Source organism: Bacillota bacterium (genome assembly GCA_012842395.1).
Classification (GTDB): Bacteria; Bacillota; SHA-98; order UBA4971; family UBA4971; genus UBA6256.
This window is the reverse complement of sequence record DUSX01000034.1, coordinates 245134-266151: the sequence shown is the minus strand read 5'-3', so window position 1 is coordinate 266151 and position 21018 is coordinate 245134. Positions and strand designations below refer to the sequence as shown.

Here is a 21018-nt window from a genome sequence, read left to right as displayed (position 1 = left end):
TTTCCGCGCGCGGGGGGCAGGACTTCATCCGGAGGCGTAGAATCCTAAAACGTCGATGGGCAAGGGCAGCAATACTAGCATTTGGCAGCGTCGGATGAGGTGGTTCTATGGCTTGTGGTCGGACACGCGTCCTTATAGTCGATGATAACCACGAGCTGTGCGAGGTCTTGAAGGAATTCATCAACATGCAGCCGGATATGGAAGTGGTCGGAATCGCCTATGACGGCCTGGAAGCCCTCGAAAGCATATCCAGTACTAACCCTGATGTGGTCGTCCTGGACATCATTATGCCGCACCTCGACGGCATAGGCGTTCTGGAACGGCTCGCGAAACAGGATCTTCCAAGGCGGCCGCGGTTCGTGATGCTGACGGCCATCGGTCAGGAGCACATGACCCAGAGCATCATCGAGCTCGGTGCCGATTACTACATACTCAAGCCGTTCGATATGGAGACGCTGGCCCAGCGCATCCGGCAAGTGGCCCAGAGCGGGGAGGTCGTGAGAAAGAGAAGGGCCGGTCCAGCCGAGGCCCCGCGCGACCTCAACACCGAGGTCACCCGGATAATCCACGAGATGGGGATCCCCGCCAACATCAGGGGTTACATGTACCTCAGAGAGGCCATCATCATGGTCGTCAACGAGGTTGGCCTCCTCAATGGGGTCACCAAAGAGCTCTATCCGAGGGTGGCGCAGAAGTTCGACACCACCGCTCCCCGGGTTGAGCGCGCCATCCGGCACGCTATCGAGATCGCGTGGACCCGCGGGAACATCGAGTTCCTTAACAGCGTGTTCGGGCACACGGTGAGCAGCGAGAAAGGAAAGCCCACCAACTCCGCGTTCATCGCCAGGGTCGCTGACAAGCTGCGCCTGGAAATGCGTGCGAGCTGACGATCAATCAAGCACAGACGGCGGGCGGCGGGCGCAACTCCGGCGCGCCAGCGTGCCGGTGCTGCGGGCGCGGCCACCCGTTGCCGGCATCATACAAGGAGACGAACCACCTGCTGGCCTTTCAAGAGCGTCTGCAAGAGGGCCCCGGAAGTAGTACTCCCGGGGCTCAAAACTTACTGCAGCACGACTGAAACCAAGTATGTCGCCAAGCGTTCGCGCCGCCTTTCGGCGGAGGGGTCCTGCCAAGGCTATCGGCCTTGCCCTCCGGGGACGGCGCGCCTTGTGCGCTCCTCGTTCGAATTCGGCGCTTAAGGCAACCGAATTCTCCACACCCCATCGTGCAAGCACCGGCAAACCTAGCGGCGTCAAGAAACGAGACGAAAACTTGTGGCGTCATGCTTAGGGAAAAACCGGATGAAAAGCGCATGGCGGGCGGGTATAAAACCGCAGCTAGACAAATTCTGCGGCCGCCTGCGGCCGCACCGGGTCGAATGATAACTTCCGGGGCTTAGCATACTATTCCACGAGAGGGGGAGGTGGCGAAGACCCAAGAGAACGTGCGGAGGGCGGCCGCGTGAGGTACAGAGGCGTCGCCAGGGTTGACCGCAAGACCAAGAACCTCCTGACACGGTTGCGTCCCGGCGAGATCGCCGTGGTCGACCACGAGGACATCGACGTTGTCGCGTGCGAGTCGCTCGCCACCGCGGGGGCACGGGCCGTGGTGAACGCGCGTAAGTCCGTAAGCGGTCGTTATCCCAATCCGGGGCCGCTCGTGTTGTGCCGGGCCGGCGTGTACGTCATCGACGATGTCGGCCCGCATATCATGGATCTCGTCCGGGATGGCGACGTCATTGAGCTGCAGGGGAACGCCGTGCTCAGGCAGGGAAAGGTGGTGGGCATGGGCCGCGTCCAGACGCTGGCTTCGCTCGAGCGCGAGATCGGGAAGGCGCGCCACGGCCTTTCACGCGAGCTGGACGCGTTCGTGTCGAACACCATCGAGCACGCGCGGCAGGAGAAATCAGCGATCCTCGGCGACCATCCCTTCCCTCCGCTCCGCACGAGGATCGCCGGAAGACATGCGCTCGTGGTGGTCCGGGGAAGGGACTACCGTGAGGACCTGCGAGCCATAAGGTCCTACATCGAGGAAGTACGCCCTGTGCTCATCGCGGTGGACGGCGCGGCGGACGCTCTTGTCGAGATCGGCTTCTCTCCAGATATCATCGTGGGCGACATGGACAGCGTGTCTGATGAAGCGCTGCGACGCGGCAGTGAGATCGTGGTCCACGCCTACCCGGACGGCCGGGCCCCTGGTCTGGAGCGAATCAGGCGCATGGGCCTCGACGCCGCCGTGTGCCCCATTCCGGGCACGAGCGAGGACCTGGCGATGCTCCTCGCCCACGAGAACGGCGCGGAGCTCATCGTGGCTGTCGGCGCCCACTCGAGCCTCGAGGATTTCCTCGACAAGGGCCGCCCAGGAATGGCATCTACCTTCCTCACCCGCCTCAAAGTGGGTTCCGCTCTCGTGGACGCCAAGGGAGTGAGCAAGCTCTACAAGGGCCGCATGAGAACGGGCTACATAGTCCTCCTCGTCGTGGCCGCGCTGGTTCCTCTGACGCTCGCGGCCGTGCAATCCGATATGGCTAGGCAGATCCTGAGGCTCGTGATCATCAGGCTCAAGCTCGACATGGGGCTCTTCTAGGATGGGGCTCTTCTAACACGGGGCTCTTGCAGGTAGATGGGCCGGAAGGGGTGGGCCATTCGTGATGATCGACATGAAATGGCATGTGGCCTCCCTTGTGGCTGTGTTCCTCGCGCTCGGGGTGGGCATCCTTGTCGGCATCGCGATGGTGACCGACAGCGCTCTTGTCGAGCGGCAGGAGCAGATGATCGACCGGCTCGAAGAGGATTTCGCAGCTCTCAAGGCTGAGAGGGACAGCCTCGGGGCGCGGCTTGCCGCCTCCGAACGAGCCCTGACCGCGTCTCTCGACTTTGAGGACACCGTGGTGGCCTCGCTTGTGCGTGGGAAGCTTGCAGGAAGGCGGGTGGCCATCGTGGTGTGCCGGGAGGCGATGCCCGCCGAAGAGGTGGAGCGGATCGGGCGCGCGATTGTGGATGCCGGAGGCCAGCTGGTGCGGGTGGTCGACGTCCTTGGAAGCTTTGCGCCGGCGTCCGGCCGGCAAGCCGTGGAGTTCGCGTCGTCGCTAGGGGTGCCTGCGTCTCGGGCGGAGGTAGTGACACGGGAAGTGGCCTCAGCGCTTGCCGCGTACCTCGTGGCCGGCGAAGCCTCGCCGGTGTTGCATTCTCTTTTGAACCTGGGATACGTGTCCGTGGCCGGGCAGAACCTGCTTCGTCCCGGGGGCAGCGGGGATGCTGATACTGCGGGCGCGGAGGAGCGAGGGGGCGGACGCGGCGGGCGGGCGGACGCGGTCGTGCTCGTGGTGGGCAGTCTAGACCCGGGATTCACGCCCGCTGACGCGGGGATCCCCATCGTGAGAGCTGTGAAGGCCCTCCAGGTGGACGTGGTGTGTGTGGAAGGCTGGAACGTGAAAGTCTCGCAGATTGCCGATTACAGGCGCGAGGGGATCTCCACGGTCGACTGCGTCGATCTCCCGCTGGGGCGCCTTTCTCTCGTCTACGCGCTCGCCGGGTGGAGAGGCCATTTCGGGATCAAGGGCGGTTCGGAGATACGCGTGCCGGACCTATGGGGACTATCACAATGAAAGGGCGCATTTCCGTCGTCATTCCCGCGCACAACGAGAGGCGCACCATTGCGGACACGGTGACGGCGGCGAGGATGGCCGCTAGGACCTGCGGTGTCGATTGCGAGGTGCTCGTGGTCGACGACGGATCCACGGACGGGACCGCCTCTGTCGCGCTTGCTGCAGGCGCAGACGTGATAGAGACTGGCCGTCGCTTGGGAAAGGGTGCCGCGCTCACCCGGGGCGTTCTGCGTGCCACCGGGGACGTCGTGGTCTTTCTCGATGCGGACCTGGCTGAGACAGCGTCCGAGCTGGGCAGGCTCGTCGACCCCATTGCGCGCGGCGAGGCGGACATGAGCATCGCGACGTTCCCGCGGGCCTGCTGCGGCGGGGCCAAGAGGGGAGGATTCGGCATCGTCAGGACCCTGGCTTTTCTCGGCGTGAGATGCTTATGCGGTCTCTCCCTCTCGGCCCCACTTTCGGGCCAGCGGGCGGCAAGACGTGAGGTTCTTCTCGGGCTCGTGCCGTTCGCCGAGGGGTTCGGTGTGGAGGTCGCGCTCACGATCGACGCTGCGAGGCGGGGGTACCGCATCGTGGAGGTCGAATGCGACATGTCGCACAGGGTGACGGGCCGGGACCTTGCCGGGTTCGTTCACAGAGGACGGCAGCTGTATTGGGTGACACGGGCCCTCGCGAGCCGCGCCATTCCACGCCCGCGGTCCGGGATGGGGGGTGACTAGAGCATTGGCGGCGTGTTTGGTGCTTGGGTACATCCTCACGCTCGGCTTGGTCCCGCTGGGCCGCGCCATGTTGGCGCGCTGGGGACACCTCCGGCCGAACTATGCCGGGCGCCCTGTTCCCACGTCAATGGGGATCCCTCTCGTAGCCTCGGCGACCATTGCGTCCGGGGCCGTCATGGCCCTCCTGCCGGATCCGGACGCGAGCTGGGCCTTGGCCGGCCCATGCCTCATCGTCGTGAACGCGGCCATGCTAGCGGGCGTAGTTGATGACCTTTTCGGTTCGAGCGAGTCCCGGGGGATAACTGGGCATGCGACCGCGCTCTTCAAGAAGGGGATCGTCACCACTGGGCTCCTGAAGGCGGGCGTCATCTTGGTGTCTGCGGCCATAGCCATCCGCACTGCTGCCCCAGCCCTGCCCGCGCCCGCCCTGGCGTTGGACGCGCTCGTGGTGGCCCTCGCGGCGAATCTCTCAAACCTTCTTGACCTCAGGCCCGGGCGTGCCGCCAAAGCATACCTGGTGGGAGCGACGGCACTCGCAGTGGCCACCGGTTTGCGGGCCCCGGCCCTGGTTCCGGTGGGCCTCGCCGGGGCTATCCTCGCGGAGATTCGGGACGATCTGGCGGAGCGCGGCATGCTCGGGGACGCCGGGAGCAACCCCCTCGGTGCGGCGCTAGGCTACTGGCTCGCGCTCACCACCCCGGTGGCGGCAAGAGTGGCGGCGCTTCTGGCGTTGTGTTTGGTCCACGTTTACGCCGAGCGTCACTCCATCACGGCGGCCATCGAACGAAATCCTTTCCTGCGCTTTCTGGACGCCCTCGGGCGCAGATAGCGAGAAACCCATCCTCACGGACCCAACCTGCGAACGGGCGTGGCCCCTGCCTTTGCAGGAAATCCCTTCCGAGCAGCGAATACCTGCCCACGGGGGTGATGTGCCGTGAAGTTCGGCGCCCACGTGAACAGGGCCGGCGGTCTCCGGAGCGCTCTCGAAGCCGCCCGCTTCCTCAAGTGTGACACGATGCAGATGTTCTCGCGAAGCCCGCGAAGCCTCCGGGCGGGGGTGATCGATAAAGAAGAGGCCCGGGTTTTCAAGGAGGGTCTCGCGGCCGCGGGGATCCAGCCGCTCGTCATCCACGCTCCGTACCTGCTCAACCTCGCGTCCCCGAAGAAGGAGACGTATGAGGCGTCGCGGGACGCGCTTGCCCATGACATCATGCTCGCAAAGGCGGTCGGTGCCGAGATGCTCGTGTTTCACCCCGGGAGCCATCTCGGCTCGGGAGAGGCGGCCGGCATCGCCAGGATCGCCTCGGCGATCGTGGACGCGTGCGAGATCGCGTGTCACACGCCCTCGACGGGCAACGGGGCTGCAGAAAAGCCACGCCTCCTCCTGGAGATGGTGTCTGGCGCTGGCACGGAGATAGGCAAGACGTTCGAGGAACAGATGGAGATCATGGACCGGGCACGTGCTGTGCCGCTGGGCATATGCTTGGATACCTGCCACGTGCTCGCGGCAGGCTATGAGATCCGGACCGCGGAGGGCTTGTCGGAAGTCCTTGAAAAGCTGAAGGCCACCGTGGGCTGGACGAGCCTCGCGTTGGTGCACGCCAATGATTCCGTCGGAGATCTCGGGTCGCACCTGGACCGTCATGCTGACATCGGGAAGGGATGCATCGGCGAAGACGGCTTCCGCACCATTCTCGGCTGTACGAAGCTCGCCCATCTTCCTTTCATCCTCGAGACTCCTCGCAAAACCCTCGACGACGACGCGCGCAACCTCGCTGTATTGCGCCGCCTCGCGGCTGAGGCGGTGAGCTGGTAGATGTCGCGGGTCGGCAAGGACGAGGTGGCGGCTGTCTTTTCAGCGCACGGGCCGCTCGCCTCGGCATTCGAGGGTTACGAGGTGAGGCAGCCCCAAGTCGAAATGGCCATCGCGGTCTGGAAGGCGTTCGCCACCTCTCGTCACGCGTTCATCGAGAGCGGCACCGGCACCGGCAAGTCCCTTGCGTACCTCGTGCCTGCCGTGCTGTGGGCTCGCGAAAGCAACGAGAAGGTCGTCGTGTCCACAAACACGATAAACCTTCAGGAGCAGCTCATCCACAAGGACCTCCCCGGCCTCTCGCGCGCGCTCGGCGCGCGGTTCCGTTTCACTCTAGTAAAAGGCAGAGCCAATTACGTGTGCCGGCGCAAGCTTGCACGCGTCGCGAGCGAGGCCGATGACCCCCCGGCCGACCCGGCTTTCAGGCAGGCCCTGGCGGCCGTCCTTTCCGAATTGCCGAGCGTCCCCACTGGCTCGAAGTCGGACTTCCATATTGCGGTGCCCCAGGCTCTCTGGGACCAGATCGCGTCCGACTCCATGTCGTGCCTTCGCGCGAGGTGCCCCTATCTTTCCACGTGCTATTTCGCCCGGGCGAGGGCGGAGATGGAACAAGCGGACATCCTGGTCACCAACCACCACCTGCTTTTCTCCGACCTTGCGCTCAGGGCGACGGGCCCGGGCATGCCGGGTGCGCGGGTTCTTCCAGATTATCATTACGTCATCTTCGACGAGGCTCACAACGTCCCAGAGGTCGCGGCTGAAAGGCTAGGTCGCCGTGCGAGCCTCGCGCAAATGCGCAAGGCCTGCCAAGACCTCGTGCGCGCAGAGCGGGGACGCGGCAGGGGTGACGGCCGAAGAGGCGAGGGCGGGCTGCTTGCATCGCTCCGGGCAAGCCTGTTTCGCGACGCCGACGGAGAGGGCGCACAAGGCGAGCGTGCCAGTGTGGGACGCCTGGTGGACGTTGCCACCGAGAGCGTCAAGCGCCTGCGCGAGAGCGTCGAGTGGTTCTTCGACTCGCTCACGCGGGTGATGGATCCCTTGGGCCCTGACCCTGTTCGCAGAGAGATGGGGTGGGATAGCTCGCGGGAGGGCCAAGGCGAGCGTGACCGCGCGAGGCAACGCGCGGTGAGATTGAAGGACGAGCTCGTCGCGTCGGCGGCCTGGAAGGAGGACATCGCTCCCGGCGCCGAACGCGTCATCATCAGGGCGGATGAGGTGGCCCGCGACCTCGGCTCTGTGCTGGACAGCCTCGCTGACCTCGATGCTGACGGCGACGAGCGTCTCCAGGGACTCATGGCGGAGCTCCAGGGCTCGGCTGTGAGGATTTCCTCGGAGGCCGCAGCCCTCGACTTCGTGATGCGCCGGGGGGATGAAACGCACGTGTACTGGGCCGAGATGCTTCCCAACGACGTCGAGCTCGTGGCGACGCCTCTCGACGTCGGGCCGATCCTTGGGGAACGCCTCTTCTCCCAAGTCGAGTCGGCTGTGTTTACCTCAGCCACTCTGACCGTGCGAGGAGAGTTTGGCTTTTTTAGAAAGGAAGTCGGCCTCACGGGCCCGAGCGAGCCGCCACTCGAGATCGTGTTCGACTCGCCGTTTGACTTCTCAAGACAAGCGCTGCTTGCCGTGGCCTGCGACCTCCCGCATCCTCAGGACCCAGCGTTCCAGGACGCGGCCGCACGGGCGATCGTCGACATCGTGAAGGCGTCCAGGGGGCGGGCCTTTGTCCTCTTCACGTCCATGGACATGCTTTACCACACCCACGAGGTGCTGCGCGCAGGTCTGGAGGGCACCGGGATCCCAGTGTTCAGACAAGGAGACATGCCTCGCCATCTCATGCTCACGCATTTCCGGGAGAAACCGGGTGTCCTGCTCGGAGCCGACAGCTTTTGGCAAGGCGTTGACGTGCCTGGCGAGGCCCTGTCCTGTGTCATCCTGGTGAAACTGCCGTTTCAGGTGCCCACGAGCCCGCTCGTGGAGGCGAAGGTGGAGGCCGCGGAAAAGGCGGGCAGCAGCGGGTTCTACTCGTATACCCTGCCGAGCGCGGTCGTGAGGTTCCGGCAGGGATTCGGAAGGCTCATAAGAACGCGTGAGGACAGGGGCGTGGTGGTCGTCCTCGACAAGCGGCTCGTGGAGAAGCGTTACGGCGCAGTCTTCCTGTCTTCGCTCCCCACCGGCGTCGAGTGCTACGCCGGCGCGGCCGCGGACGTTGTGTCGAGGGTGCGATCTTGGCTTGGCTGACGCGGACTCCGCCCTGACATGATCTTCCGGTTGCCTTGCCCTGCTTTGGTATGCTATGATCCGCTCACGAGTTCGTATTAATGGGGCCCATCGGGCTCCGCCTCGCGCGTGTTCGCGCGCGTCGACAAAGTACCAGGTAAGGAGGTAACGCCATGAGACTCGGCAAGACCAGAATCGTGGCACTCGGACTTCTGGCCGTGCTCCTCGTCTCGTCGGCGCGTCTTCCCGTGCCGTCGGGCGACGTCGCGAGCGCGGCATCATCCGATTACGAGCTGTTGGCCCACCTCATCGCGGGTGAGGCCAGAGGCGAGCCGTACCTGGGCAAGGTGGGCGTGGGTGCGGTCGTCATGAACAGACTGAAGAACCCGCGTTTCCCCAAGACAGTAGCCGGGGTGATATACGAGCCGTGGGCGTTCACGTCTGTCATGGACGGGCAGATCAACCTGCCGCCGGACCCTGAGTCTTATCGGGCCGCCCAGGACGCGTTGGCCGGATGGGACCCCACGTACGGCGCCCTCTACTTCTACAATCCTGCGAAAGTCTCCTCTCCGTGGATCTTCTCCCGTCCCATAACAATCATCATAGGAAACCACTACTTCGCGAGGTGAGGGCATAGGCCAAGGAGCTTGGCGCGTCGGGCCTGCTCGGCAAGGCTCGGGTCAGGGCAGGCCATGACCTTGGTTGGCAACGTTGCTTGGCAACGGGTCGGCAGGTGCGGGGGCGCAGGCGACGCCCCCGCCTCCTTGCTCGAGCCACGGGGCTGTGCCGGACCCGCGCGCGGGCCCGGCAGAGGTGCACCGATGCTGCAGCATCTCGATAACCCCAGGAATGTGGCGTTCCCAGCCGGCATACATAATTACGGGAACGCGGTCCATGGGGGAGGGCGGTCCATGCTCGTTGTCATAGGGCGAAACTGGCGCCGCCTGGTGATCGCAGCCATCCTATTGCTCGCCATCGTTCACGCCGCTGAACTCGCTCTCGTGGGCGCTGCGCGGGCGGTCATCGCCACCGTGTCGGGCAGGCTCGTCCCTGTGTACTTCGTTGCGAGCGCCGACAAGAAGGTGGCCTTCACGTTCGAAAGCGGGTTCGGCAGGGACCGGACGGCGGAGATCCTCGCGGTGCTTAGGGAGCATGAGGTCAAGGCCACCTTCTTCGTCTCCGGCAAATGGGTGTCGGACCATCCTGTCGTGGCTCGGCAGATCGTCTCGGACGGTCACGATCTAGGGAACTATACTTACTCTGTGCCGCACCCGAACTCGCTTTCCCCTTCCGAGCTGAAGCGGGAGTTGGAGAAGGCCCACAAGGCCCTGGAAGAGGTCACAGGACGTGCCCCCAAGGTGTTCCGGCCGCCCTACGGCGAGTATAGCAACAAGGTCATCGAGGCCGCCAGAGACCTCGGTTACGAAACCGTCATATGGAGCATAGATTCGCTGGATTGGCGGGGTGCCCCCCCTGCCGACATCAAAGACAGGGTTTTGGGAAAGATTCACAAGGGGGCCATCGTGAGATTCCATGTCACGGGCACCCACACCGTCGAAGCCCTGCCTTCCGTCATAACCGAGCTGAAGAAGCAGGGATACGCCATCGTTCCTCTTTCCAGCCTTCTGCTGGAGGGAAGGTACTACATACACCCTCACACGGGAGAGCAGCGTCCTATAGAGGTGCCGGGGGAAGCAGGACGACATGAGGGGAGGTCTCCGGTGGATGCGTAGGGAGGACAGGTTGATCCCGAAGCGCGAGGCACGCCTGACAGCCATCGTGATTAGCAAGGAAGGCATATTGCTCGCGGCGTTTGCGGTCCTTGTCATGGTATTCACCGCGGTTTTCGTCTCGTCCCTCGATGAGGTGAAACGGGTCTTCTACGGGGTGCGGCCCGGCGTGACTCTCGAGGGCAGACAGGTAGCCGGGCTAATGCCTCAGGAAGTGCGGCGGATCGTGGAAACCATGGCGGAAGAGGAACGGGTCGCACCGAAGGACGCCATGCTCTTCAAGGAGACCGGAGAGATAATAGCTGAGGAACCAGGCACTGATATCGATGTGGACCTCACCGTAGCCAGGGTGATGCAGGCTAAGCCTGGCGAAGCGGTGGAGCTCGCCAGGGTGACGGTGATGCCCACCATAACGCGAAGGCTCTTCAGCCCCGTGTACAAAGTCGACACCGACCAGAAGGTCATGGCCCTCGCGGTAAACGTGGCGTGGGGTGAGGAATACCTCCCTGGCATGCTGGAGATCCTCCGCGCCAACAACGTCAAGGCTACTTTCTTCATCGACGGAGAGTGGGCCCAGAAGTACCCGGATTCGGTGAAGCTCCTTGCAGCTGAAGGGCATGACATCGGAAACCATGGCGCGAAACATGTGCACGTGGCCAAGATGCCTGAGGCCGAGATCCGTGACTTGATTCTCCGGAACGAGGACCTGCTCGGGAGGCTCGGCGCGAAGCCGAGGAAGCTGTTCGCTCCCCCGTACGGGGAATGCAACCAGACGGTGACATCGGCCGCCGCGTCTCTGGGCTACACCACTATCATGTGGACGATCGACACCATAGACTGGAACACGAAGGACCATCAGAAGGTGATCGACCGGGTTGTGCGAAAGATGTCGCCTGGTGCGATAGTCCTGATGCACCCTACAGAGGTCACGATCAAGGCGCTTCCCGCCATCATTGAGACCGCACGGAAAAACGGCTATCAGTTCGCGACCATATCTGAGCTCGTGGGCGCTCGGTGAGACGGTGGGCAGCGGGCTGTGGCACCCGTCCCGTCCTACGCGTCTACTGCCGTCATCCCGGCGCCGTCATCCCAGCTTCTGCCGGATGACCTGCCAGTAGGCGTCATCCTCGTATCCCAAGCGCCATATGGCCACGCCTCCCAAGTTGTACGCGGTGACGAGGTCGAGCTTGGGCTTTATGCTGCTGGAGGACTCGAACCACACCTCGTGTCGGGCGCCATGCGAGTCTACGTATTTGAAATAAGGCGATCTCGCGGTCTGGTCCCACGACGGGTCGATGCCGAGGGCTTTGGCGCGGCTCATGACCTGCGTGTACGAGAGGGCCGTCACCTTGCCCGTCTGGAGATTCCAATCATACCCATAAGCCGGGATCCCCAGCAGGATCTTGCTGCGCGGCATCTGCGTTATTGCATACCGCACGACCTTCTCCACCCAATTGTACGACGCGACCGGGCCAGGGCCGCTGGTCCAAGAATGCTCGTCGTAGGTCATCAGCATCACGCGGTCGCACACGCGGCCAAGTGCGTAGTAGTCGAACGCACCGACCCAGTCCGCTCCTGAATGATCCGCAGTCTTCGCCGGCACCGACATGGTTACGAGATACCCCCGCGGCTTGAGCTTTTGAGCGAGCTCCTGCATGAACGCTGTGAGCTTGTCCCGCTCGGACGGGCGAACGTTTTCGAGGTCGATGTTCACCCCGTCGTACCCACCCTGCTCCAGGATGCTCAGGATATCTCGTATCGCCGCTTCCCGTGAGTTCGTGTTCTGGAGAAGGGCGCTTGCGCGTTTTGCGTCGAATCCTGAAGGACCCATATTATGGACGAGCGCTAGAGCCTGAATTCCAGCCGCCTTCGCGGCTTCGACCGCGCGCTTGCTCGCCGTCCCGGATACGCGGCCGTCGGTCCCCACAGGGTGGAGAAAGGCCGCCATGGAGTCGAGGACCCCCTTGCCCCTCAGGAGCGAGCCGTACGACGTGGGGTCGCCCGGGTAGTCCTCCGCATAGTACCCCAACACCCAGGTGGTGCTGTTCGTGCTACGTCCCGGCGTAGCGGAGGCTGCGTCGTTGGCTCCGAGACCCGCGTCGCCTTCGCGCGCGTCAAGCGGGTCCACCAGCAGAAAACCCGCGATCCAGCCTACTTTGCCGCCATCCAATCGGACCTGGTACCAGTCATCGTGACGCGCAAGGACGACGAGCTTCGTGGCGGGATTCACCTTTGTTAGGGTGGCGTATGACGTGCCGGGCCCCTTCCTCACCCGCGCGCGTTCTGTCACAGTGGTACTCGTGCCAGGCTCCAGGAGGGGCGCGGGCCTTGCCTTGGATGATCCTGACGAAGCTGTGCTAGCGGACCCGCGCTGCGTGCTCCCGGCTGCGTTTTTGGCTCCCTGGCTTGCGCCGCTCCCGGTCGATGCCAGCCCGGCTGCGGGCCCGGAAGCGGCCCCGCCCGATACCGACACACCGGGCGCGTCCGCAGGCGGCTCGACGGGGCCGGGGGAAGGGGTTTGGTCTTGTGCTGAGAAAACCAGTAGAAGGAGGGTCATGACAGCTGCTGCGATCTTTGGGTCCAAGTCGGGCTTCTCCTCCTCGGTCGGAACGTCCGGCCGATGCGGACGCACACGGTGTGTAATGTGGACTTCTATTGCAAGCCCGACGATCCTTTATGTAACTTTCACTAGCCAAACCTGTTTCTGTAGCTGCTTCCATCCAAGCGTAGCGGCGGAACGCGAGGCATGCATGCAGACTTCGTATTCCAAAGCTCCAAAGCACAGCCCCGCCCGGCGCGCTCCGGATGAGGCGCGCGACGCGCTTCGGCCGTCCAACTCGGCGCACGCCCCAGCAGGCGGAAGAGTCATGTGCAACAACCTGGCGAGATTCTCTCGGTACGAAAGAGGAATCATATTGACGTGGGCGAATTTATGAATGTCTGTCGGTTGATGACGAGGGGTGGAGAGAACTGTCAAAGACGGGTGACACGGTTTCCTACAAACGCACCTGCCTCCCTTCTGGTGTGAGGGTTGTCACAGAAGAGATCCCCGACGTGCGGTCTTGCTCAATCGGCATTTGGGTAAGGGCGGGATCTCGGTGGGAGCATCCGGCTGAGAACGGCGTCTCGCACTTCATCGAGCACCTGGTGTTCAAGGGGACGACGCGGCGCACCGCGAGGCAGATCGCCGAAGAGATGGACGACGTCGGAGGCCAGCTAAACGCCTTCACGGGAAAGGATCATACCTGCTTTTATGCAAAGGTGCTCGACCGGCACGTTGACCTCGCCGTGGACATCCTGTGCGACTTGGTTTGCCGGCCGCTCCTGGCTCCGGAGGACGTGGAGAAGGAGAGGGGGGTGGTGGCCGAGGAGATCGGGATGTACGAGGATTCGCCGGAAGACCTGGTTCACGACGAGATCGCGGCTGCCGGCTGGGGCAACCGGTCCCTGGGTTTGCCCGTGCTCGGGACGCAGAAGACGCTTGGAAGCCTCACGCGGGACGTGGTGGCGAGGTACATGCACGACCACTACACGTGTGACAATGTGGTGGTTGCGGCAGCGGGACACGTGAGTCACGAGAGGATCTTGGAGGCATTGGATAGACACCTCGAGCTGCCGCCGTCTGGCACTGTGCACGACGAGGTGCGCCCGTCATGGACGCCAGGGGTGCGCGTGTTTCGACAGAAGAACATCGAACAGGTCCATCTCTGCCTCGGAGTTGAGGCATACAACAGGAAACATCCGAAAAGGTTCGCGCTTTATCTCCTCGACATCGCTGTTGGCGGTGGCATGAGCTCGAGGCTGTTTCAGAATCTCAGGGAAGATCGGGGCCTAGTCTACTCGACATACTCGTACGTAGCTTCGTTTGACGATGTGGGGGCTTTCATCCTCTATGCGGCGACGAACCCGGACCGTGCGGAGGTCGTGGAGGATTTGATCCGCGAAGAGCTTGAACGGGTCGCGTCGTGCAGAATCAGCGAAGAGGAGCTCGCAAGGGGCAAAGAACAGCTGAAGAGCGGCCTGGTGTTGAATCTCGAGACGACGAGCAGCCGCATGAGCAGGCTTGGGCGCCTCGAGCTCTTCCACGAACCTCTGGAGACTCCGGACGAGGTTTTCGGCAAGATCGATGCTGTGACTGGAGATGATGTACGCAGGGTGGCAGCGGAGCTTCTCAGCGGAGCGAAGCCCGTTGCGGCTGCGGTCGGCCCGAGAAAGACCAGATCGTCATTCGTTCGGAGGGAGTGCCATGGTCGGGAAGATAGGCGAGAGGCTGCAGTGGCTCCGGGATGCCATCGAGGAGCTGCGCGCGGAGCTTCACACGGCCATAGCCAGGGACGACGGCAGGCTTGATGGGGCGGAGACGTACCGCATCAGCGAGAACCTGGACAGGCTCGTTGCCCAGTACCTGCGCATCAAGGAGAAGATCGATGGCCGCGACGTGCAAGAGCTCGGGGGCCGATGTACCGAGGAGGTTGCGGCCGCCACGGAGTGCGGTGAATACCTGGCTTGCCATCATGACAAACTAACGCCGAAATCCAGTGTTTCGGAGGAGGCTGTGCAAGTGGCAAGCGTAATCGGCACGTTTGATTCTCGCGACAAGGCCGAGAGAGCGGTCCAGGAGCTCAAGCAAAAGGGCTTCGGAGACGACAAGGTATCGATTGTTGCTAAGGAAGACCGCATGAAGGGAGGCGACCGCGGTGAGGGCGGGCTCACGATGCGAGGAGGAGGGGACGACCTCACCGGCGGTACCCTCACTGGCGGCGCTATAGGTGGAGCAGCGGGCATTCTCGCCGGGCTTGGCGCGCTTGCCATTCCCGGGATCGGCCCCATCGTGGCCGCAGGCCCCATAGCCGCTGGGCTCACGGGGGCCGTGACGGGCGGGATCGTGGGAGGTCTGGTTGATCTCGGCATTCCCGAAGAGCGGGGACGTTACTACGAGAGCAAGGTGAAGGAAGGGAAGATCCTCGCGGTTGTGAAGGCCGACGACAACACCGTGGATGACGCGAAAAACGTGCTCGCGAAGTTTGGCGCGTCCGATATCGAGATCCACTGATTCGGAGGTCCGTGGACCGGCGTGGAGCTGCCGGTGAAGAGCGGCGCCGAAGTGACGTGTACTTAACGGGCGAATGTGGGAGGGGAGCAAATGGAGATGAACACGGAGAACACATCGCGGATAAGAGTGGTCGTGACTGGCGCCGCGGGCCGGATGGGGCGGCAGGTCATGGCGGCGGTGTCGAGAGAATCCGACATGGAGCTTGTCGGAGGGGTTGACGTCAAGGGCGGGACGGTGCCGATCGATCCCGAGCGCACGGACGAGGTTCTCGAAGTGACGACGGACCTGGCGACGTCCCTCTCCCGGCTTCGGCCCGATGTCATGGTGGACTTCACACATCCCGCTGCCGTGATGGGGAACGTCAGGACGGCGCTGGGGATGGGCGTGCGATGCGTTGTGGGAACGACCGGTCTTCGCGCGCAAGACCTCGATGAGATCGCCGGGCTTTGCCGAAAGACCAGCACCGGTGCCTTAGTCGCTCCGAATTTCGCGATAGGCGCGGTGCTCATGATGAAGTTCGCGGAGATCGCGTCGAGGTACTTCCCCGCCGCTGAGATAATCGAGCTGCATCATGACAGAAAAGTGGACGCGCCCTCCGGCACGGCCATCAAGACTGCGGAAGGCATGGCTAGAACGGACCGGGCGCGGGCTGAGGCCGCCGCGGCAGCGGGTGCCGAGGGGCCGCTCGCGCGCGGTGAGAGCGTGGGCGGCGTGCGCATACACAGCGTGAGGCTGCCCGGCCTCGTCGCCCACCAGGAGGTCCTCTTCGGAGGGCCTGGTCAGCTGCTCACCATCCGCCACGATTCCATATCGAGGGAATCCTTCATGCCCGGCGTGCTGCTGGCCATTCGAAAGGTCGTCGACCTGGATCACGCGGTCTTCGGCCTCGAGCACATTCTGGACCTCTGAGTCAGGCGGGGAGCCTGGCTCGCGTAGGCTGCGCGTTTCAACGAGCAGTCGGTTTCTTCGAGCAATTGAGCCATACGGAGTTCAATACGGAGGTTGCCGGTGTTGTGCGTGGCGCTCGGTCCAACACCTGCAACCTCCTTTGCCTCTAAGCATGGCGCCATAAGTTTTCGCCCCCTTTCTTGACGGCGTAAGGGTTGCCGGTGCTTGCACGACGGGGCGTGGAGAATTCGGATGTCTTGAGCGCCGAATTCGAACGAGGCGAGCCGCAAGCGCGCTGTCCCCGGAGGGCAACACCGGCAACCCTGGCCAGGACCCCTCCGCCGAAAAGTAGCGCGAACTTTAACTTTTGGCGACATACTCAGAAGAGACTTGACCTGTCGCCCGAGGAACGCTGCGTTCCCGGGATCCGCATTCGCATCCCTCGACGCCGCGCGCGACCTCTCTGCCCTCGATGGCCTCACCGCGCAAGTCCCTGAAAGAAAGCCTGGGGAACGCCCCGAGAGGCCTTCCGAAACAAGCACCGGCCCTCGCATGAGTTCATATATTACGCGTAGCGACTTGAGGTCAGGGGAGGGACCGTGGATGAAGGGCGGCCTTGGTGGGCTTGTCATCGCGGTGCTCGGGGGGGATTGGCGAGAGATAGAGGTGATGAAGAGGTTCCTGGCGGAGGGCGCAAGGGTGAAAGCGGTGGGGTATCCCGATCTTCCCGAGCTGGCCGGCGTGGACCGGGAGACCTCTGTGTTCGAGGCGCTCCGAGGTGCCGATGCAGTGGTGGTCGGCATGGGCGGGCTAGATGTTGGCGGCAAGGTGCGAACCCTCGACCCGGAAGTCACGGTAGCGCTGAGCGAGGAGGTGCTCGAGGTCATCCCGCCCGGCGTTCCGCTGTTCGTTGGAGCCGCGAGGCCGCGACTCAAAGAGTTCGCGGCGAAACACGGTGTCACCCTCGTTGAAGTGACCGAGGACGATGAAGTTGCCATAAGGAACTCGATACCGACTGCGGAGGGCGCCATCCAGATCGCCATGGAGGAACTGCCGGTAACGATCCATTCGTGCCGCGCGGTTGTCGTCGGATTCGGCCGGGTCGGCATCACTCTGACGAGAGTCCTTCTGGCACTCGGCGCGCGGACCACGGTCGCCGCGAGAAACCTTGCGCAGCTGGCAAGGGCTGAGGAGATGGGGGGGTCTACGATTCACCTCTCGTCTCTGTCTCAGGCGACGTCTAGTGCGGACGTCGTGTTCAACACGGTGCCCGCGGTGGTGCTCACCGAGGAAGTCATCAAAGGGATGAGGCCGGGATCTCTCATCATCGACCTTGCGTCGCAGCCGGGGGGCACTGATTTCCAAGCCGCCGCCCGATACGGCGTCAAGGCCATTCACGCCCTAGGCCTGCCCGGCAAGGTTGCGCCTAGGACCGCCGGCGCCATCCTCGCCGAGGCCTTACCTCAAATGATCCGTAGACAACTTACCCGTCTCCGCTGACCCGTGAGGTGCGTAACACGTGCTGGAGGTGTCAGCCATGCGACTTGCTGGCAAGAAGATTGGCGTTGCGTTGACCGGGTCTTTCTGTACCATCCCTGAGGTCATTCCGCAGATCGAAAAGCTCGTTGCGGAGGGAGCGGACGTTTATCCCATCCTGTCAGAGAAGGTCGCCACGCAGAACACCCGGTTCGGCAAGGCTGCCGACACGGCGCGGAGGCTCGAGCAGATCACCGGGAGAGAGCCGGCATGCACGATCCAGGAGGTCGAGCCGCTGGGGCCCGGGAAGGTCCTTGATGCGTTGGTCATCGCGCCATGCACTGGAAACACCCTGGCGAAGCTCGCCATCGGCATCACCGACGGCCCGGTGCTCATGGCCGCGAAGTCGACCCTGCGCAACGGGCGCCCACTTATTCTCGGGGTCTCGACAAACGACGGCCTCGGCGCAAACGCGAAAAACCTCGGCATCCTCCTCAACACCAAGAACGTGTTCATGATCCCGTTCGGGCAGGACGCGCCGGAAAGCAAGCCCAACTCCCTGGTGAGCGACATGAACCTAATGGTGGATGCGGTCGTGGGTGCGTTGGAGGGAAGACAGATTCAGCCATTGCTTGTTGACAGGACGAAGACTGCGGGATATGCTAACCTAAGATAGCGGTTGAGGGGCATACCCGGGGGCCCCACGCGTCATGCCGCTCACGCGGCGCCAGCGCTCGGCCGATCCGTGCAGGGGATGCGTCCTGGCGGAAGAGCCGGACGGCGCCTGGCGTGCCGGGGCACTAGGAACCCCGGGGTGCGTTGAGAGGGGATGACCGTGCGTAAACTAAACGTAGCTATAGTCGGCGCGACGGGGGCCGTCGGCCAGGAGTTCCTTCGGGTCCTCGAAGAGAGGGATTTCCCCTGCGCCACGCTTTCCCTGTTTGCGTCGGCAAGGTCTGAGGGGAAAACCATGCGTTTCCGAGGCGAGAGCCTGCCCGTGCACGCTCTCTCGGAATCCGGGCTCGCCGGGCATGACCTCGCGTTCTTCTCCGCCGGGGCATCGGTGTCCAGGGAATACGCGCCTGCCGCGGCGCGGGCCGGTGTCCTGGTGATAGACAATTCCAGCGCGTTCCGCATGGACCCGAGCGTGCCCCTGGTAGTGCCGGAGGTGAACCCGGGGGACATCGCGAAGCATTCCGGCATCATCGCGAACCCCAACTGCTCCACGATCATAATGGTTGTCGTTCTAAAGCCGATTCACGACGCCGCCACGGTGAGACGGGTCGTGGTGTCGACGTACCAAGCCGTTTCAGGCGCAGGCGCTCGGGCGATGAGCGCGCTTTTCGAGGAAAGCCGGGCATATCTTGCGGGCGAGACGGTGAACCCCGGGGCCCTGCCCTTTGCGTACGCTCCAAGGCACTATCAGATCGCGTTCAATCTGATCCCGCACATAGACGTGTTCCAGGAGATGGGATACACAAAAGAAGAGTGGAAGATGGTGCGCGAGACGGAGAAGATAATGGGCCCGGGCATTGCGGTAACGGCGACGACCGTGCGCGTGCCGGTGGAAAGATGTCACTCCGAGTCGCTCAACATCGAGACGGAAAGGAAGCTGTCTCGGGAGCAGGCGCTCGAGGTTCTCTCGAGGGCTCCCGGGGTCAAGGTCGTGGACGACCCAGAGCACATGGTGTATCCCATGCCTCTTGCGGCCGCGGGTTGTGACGAGGTGCAGGTCGGGCGCGTGAGGGAAGACAATTCCATCGAGCGCGGCCTCAATCTCTGGATCGTGGGCGACCAGCTCCGGAAGGGCGCGGCGTTGAACGCCGTTCAAATAGCAGAGGAGGCCCTCCGTCAGGGTCTCATCTAAGTATGACGCCACATGTTCTCATCTTCTTTCTTGACGGCGTTAGGGTTGCCGGTGCTTGCACGACGGGGCGTGGAGAATTCGGCCATCTGGCGCGCCGAATTCGAACGAGGCGCGCGCCGCAGGGGCGGCCGCCGTCCCCGGAGGGCACGGTCTGTGACCGCGCACGGGGGACTGGCGTCTTCCAAAGTGGCGCGAACTTGTGGCGATCTACTTAGAACCCGCGCGGTGACGCAAAGGGCATGACGCGGGGCGCGTCCAGGGTCCACTATGTGCGCTCATCGACCGGGGCGCATCTCACCGACCGAAGGCCCAATTCGACGACTCGGCGAGGTGAAGACCTTGAGGATCCTGGTGCAGAAGTTCGGCGGCACCTCAGTCGCCACGCCCGCCCAGAGAGCCCGCGCGGCGACCAAGGTGCTAGAGGCGAAGGCGCGCGGCTATTCCCCTGTTGTGGTCGTTTCGGCCATGGGAAGGATGGGGGAGCCGTACGCAACAGACACCCTTATTGACCTGGTGCGAAAGGCACATAACGAGGTTGACAGGCGTGAGCTGGATCTCGTTCTCTCGTGCGGCGAGGTGATCTCCACTGTCGTGATGGCCCAGACGCTTCGGGCGATGGGATGCCCAGCAGTGGGGCTGACCGGCGCCCAGGCGGGCATAATTACTGATGACAACTTCGGCAACACGAGCATTCTGGAAGTCCGGCCCGACCGGGTGGTCGAGCAGCTGCGGGACGGCAAGGTCGTGGTGGTCGCAGGGTTCCAGGGTGTGACGCGCTCGGGCGACGTTACCACCCTTGGCCGCGGCGGGAGCGACACCACGGCTGCGGCCCTCGCCGTGGCATTGGGAGCGGAGGCTGTCGAGATATACACGGATGTCGAGGGGATAATGACGGCGGATCCGAGGATCGTCCCCGACGCGAGGTCTCTCCGGGCGATGACGTACAGGGAAGTCGTTGAGATGGCACATCTAGGCGCAAAGGTGGTCCATCCGAGGGCCGTGGAGATAGCTATGGAAGGCGGAATTCCCATATGGATCAGGAACACTTTCTCCGACGAGCCGGGCACCCTCGTGACTAGGACCGGCACGGTCTCCGACGGTGCGGTGATACGATCCGACAAGGTGGCGACGGGCGTCACCCACCTGGCGAACGTTGCGCAGATTCGCATAGACTCCTCTGAGGACGTCAACGAATCCGGCGTTGCCAGGAGGGTGTTCAGGGCGCTTGCCGACGCCGGCATTAGCGTGGACCTGATCAACGTCTTCCCGGAGTTCATCTGCTTCACCGTGAGCGAGGATTTGGCCGAGACTGCGGTGGCGGTCCTGGAGAGACTCGACATTGACGGGCTCACCATAAGGATGGTGCGCGGTTGTGCCAAGGTGTCCGTGGTCGGAGCGGGCATGAGGGGTGTGCCGGGCGTCATGGCCCGCGTGGTGGAGGCGCTCGCAGAAGCGAAAGTGCCCATATACCAGACGGCAGACTCGCACGCAAGCATATCTTGCCTGGTGCGAAAGGAAGACCTGCAGAAAGCCATGAGAAGTCTGCACGCGAAGTTCGGCCTCGGGGTGTAGCGACTCCGGGCGTCGGGCTCGTAACTGCACCCGCGCCGCGGGCGGGCGGAACAAAAGCCTTACTGGGGGGATG

Annotated in this window: 18 protein-coding genes; 17 read left to right on the top strand and 1 reads right to left on the bottom strand. The window is 63.5% G+C overall.

Annotated features, from left to right (window positions below; translation table 11 throughout):
• Positions 1-107 precede the first annotated feature (107 nt).
• The 10 genes from spo0A (at position 108) to GX515_10950 (ending at position 11107) form a co-directional block, all read left to right on the top strand.
• On the top strand, positions 108-887 hold the full coding sequence (spo0A, locus tag GX515_10995) for a sporulation transcription factor Spo0A (GenBank protein ID HHY33518.1): 780 nt from the start codon (positions 108-110) through the stop codon (positions 885-887).
• A gap of 574 nt (positions 888-1461) precedes the next feature.
• On the top strand, positions 1462-2586 hold the full coding sequence (locus tag GX515_10990) for a hypothetical protein (GenBank protein HHY33517.1): 1125 nt from the start codon (positions 1462-1464) through the stop codon (positions 2584-2586).
• A gap of 61 nt (positions 2587-2647) precedes the next feature.
• Positions 2648-3607: a copper transporter gene (locus tag GX515_10985; protein HHY33516.1), complete on the top strand. Its 960-nt coding sequence runs from the start codon at positions 2648-2650 to the stop codon at positions 3605-3607.
• Complete coding sequence (locus GX515_10980) at positions 3604-4326, top strand: glycosyltransferase family 2 protein (GenBank protein HHY33515.1); 723 nt, start codon at positions 3604-3606, stop codon at positions 4324-4326. Before GX515_10985 ends, GX515_10980 begins: the two co-directional genes overlap by 4 nt.
• Positions 4327-4330: 4 nt before the next feature.
• Positions 4331-5155, top strand: a complete 825-nt coding sequence (locus GX515_10975; protein HHY33514.1) for a hypothetical protein — start codon at positions 4331-4333, stop codon at positions 5153-5155.
• Positions 5156-5260: 105 nt separating this feature from the next.
• Positions 5261-6142, top strand: a complete 882-nt coding sequence (locus GX515_10970; protein HHY33513.1) for a deoxyribonuclease IV — start codon at positions 5261-5263, stop codon at positions 6140-6142.
• Positions 6143-8380 carry a DEAD/DEAH box helicase family protein gene (locus tag GX515_10965; protein HHY33512.1) on the top strand — a complete coding sequence of 746 codons (2238 nt, stop codon included), beginning with the start codon at positions 6143-6145 and terminating at the stop codon, positions 8378-8380.
• A 152-nt stretch (positions 8381-8532) separates the two neighbouring features.
• Positions 8533-8988 carry a hypothetical protein gene (locus GX515_10960; protein HHY33511.1) on the top strand — a complete coding sequence of 152 codons (456 nt, stop codon included), beginning with the start codon at positions 8533-8535 and terminating at the stop codon, positions 8986-8988.
• A 192-nt stretch (positions 8989-9180) separates the two neighbouring features.
• On the top strand, positions 9181-10092 hold the full coding sequence (locus GX515_10955; GenBank protein HHY33510.1) for a polysaccharide deacetylase family protein: 912 nt from the start codon (positions 9181-9183) through the stop codon (positions 10090-10092).
• Complete coding sequence (locus GX515_10950) at positions 10085-11107, top strand: polysaccharide deacetylase family protein (protein ID HHY33509.1); 1023 nt, start codon at positions 10085-10087, stop codon at positions 11105-11107. The genes GX515_10955 and GX515_10950 overlap by 8 nt, the downstream gene beginning before the upstream one ends.
• Positions 11108-11173: 66 nt before the next feature.
• On the opposite strand, the gene GX515_10945 is transcribed toward GX515_10950, so the two are convergent.
• Complete coding sequence (locus tag GX515_10945; protein ID HHY33508.1) at positions 11174-12673, bottom strand: SH3 domain-containing protein; 1500 nt, start codon at positions 12671-12673, stop codon at positions 11174-11176.
• Between the two features lie 470 nt (positions 12674-13143).
• Here GX515_10945 and GX515_10940 point away from each other — a divergent pair, with 470 nt between their 5' ends.
• The 7 genes from GX515_10940 to dapG all read left to right on the top strand — a co-directional run bounded on the left by GX515_10940 (position 13144) and on the right by dapG (position 20945).
• On the top strand, positions 13144-14439 hold the full coding sequence (locus GX515_10940) for an insulinase family protein (protein ID HHY33507.1): 1296 nt from the start codon (positions 13144-13146) through the stop codon (positions 14437-14439).
• Positions 14336-15142, top strand: coding sequence for a Spo0E family sporulation regulatory protein-aspartic acid phosphatase (locus GX515_10935; protein HHY33506.1), 807 nt, complete (start codon positions 14336-14338; stop codon positions 15140-15142). The genes GX515_10940 and GX515_10935 overlap by 104 nt, the downstream gene beginning before the upstream one ends.
• Before the next feature lie 96 nt (positions 15143-15238).
• On the top strand, positions 15239-16051 hold the full coding sequence (locus tag GX515_10930) for a 4-hydroxy-tetrahydrodipicolinate reductase (GenBank protein ID HHY33505.1): 813 nt from the start codon (positions 15239-15241) through the stop codon (positions 16049-16051).
• A 582-nt stretch (positions 16052-16633) separates the two neighbouring features.
• Positions 16634-17530 (top strand): dipicolinate synthase subunit DpsA, encoded by an 897-nt coding sequence (dpsA, locus tag GX515_10925; protein ID HHY33504.1) that lies wholly within the window; start codon positions 16634-16636, stop codon positions 17528-17530.
• A gap of 37 nt (positions 17531-17567) precedes the next feature.
• The gene (locus GX515_10920) at positions 17568-18182 is read left to right on the top strand and encodes a dipicolinate synthase subunit B (GenBank protein HHY33503.1); all 615 of its coding nucleotides are present in this window, start codon (positions 17568-17570) and stop codon (positions 18180-18182) included.
• 159 nt (positions 18183-18341) lie between these two features.
• Positions 18342-19373 carry an aspartate-semialdehyde dehydrogenase gene (locus GX515_10915; GenBank protein ID HHY33502.1) on the top strand — a complete coding sequence of 344 codons (1032 nt, stop codon included), beginning with the start codon at positions 18342-18344 and terminating at the stop codon, positions 19371-19373.
• Positions 19374-19712: 339 nt separating this feature from the next.
• Positions 19713-20945, top strand: a complete 1233-nt coding sequence (gene dapG / locus GX515_10910; protein HHY33501.1) for an aspartate kinase — start codon at positions 19713-19715, stop codon at positions 20943-20945.
• Positions 20946-21018 lie beyond the last annotated feature (73 nt).

Coding starts and splice junctions, on each gene's coding strand:
- GX515_10930 (HHY33505.1), top strand. CDS start 15,239: ATGAACACGGAGAACACATCGCGGATAAGAGTGGTCGTGACTGGCGCC.
- GX515_10960 (HHY33511.1), top strand. CDS start 8,533: ATGAGACTCGGCAAGACCAGAATCGTGGCACTCGGACTTCTGGCCGTG.
- GX515_10935 (HHY33506.1), top strand. CDS start 14,336: ATGGTCGGGAAGATAGGCGAGAGGCTGCAGTGGCTCCGGGATGCCATC.
- GX515_10955 (HHY33510.1), top strand. CDS start 9,181: ATGCTGCAGCATCTCGATAACCCCAGGAATGTGGCGTTCCCAGCCGGC.
- spo0A (HHY33518.1), top strand. CDS start 108: ATGGCTTGTGGTCGGACACGCGTCCTTATAGTCGATGATAACCACGAG.
- dpsA (HHY33504.1), top strand. CDS start 16,634: ATGAAGGGCGGCCTTGGTGGGCTTGTCATCGCGGTGCTCGGGGGGGAT.
- GX515_10950 (HHY33509.1), top strand. CDS start 10,085: ATGCGTAGGGAGGACAGGTTGATCCCGAAGCGCGAGGCACGCCTGACA.
- GX515_10980 (HHY33515.1), top strand. CDS start 3,604: ATGAAAGGGCGCATTTCCGTCGTCATTCCCGCGCACAACGAGAGGCGC.
- GX515_10965 (HHY33512.1), top strand. CDS start 6,143: ATGTCGCGGGTCGGCAAGGACGAGGTGGCGGCTGTCTTTTCAGCGCAC.
- GX515_10920 (HHY33503.1), top strand. CDS start 17,568: ATGCGACTTGCTGGCAAGAAGATTGGCGTTGCGTTGACCGGGTCTTTC.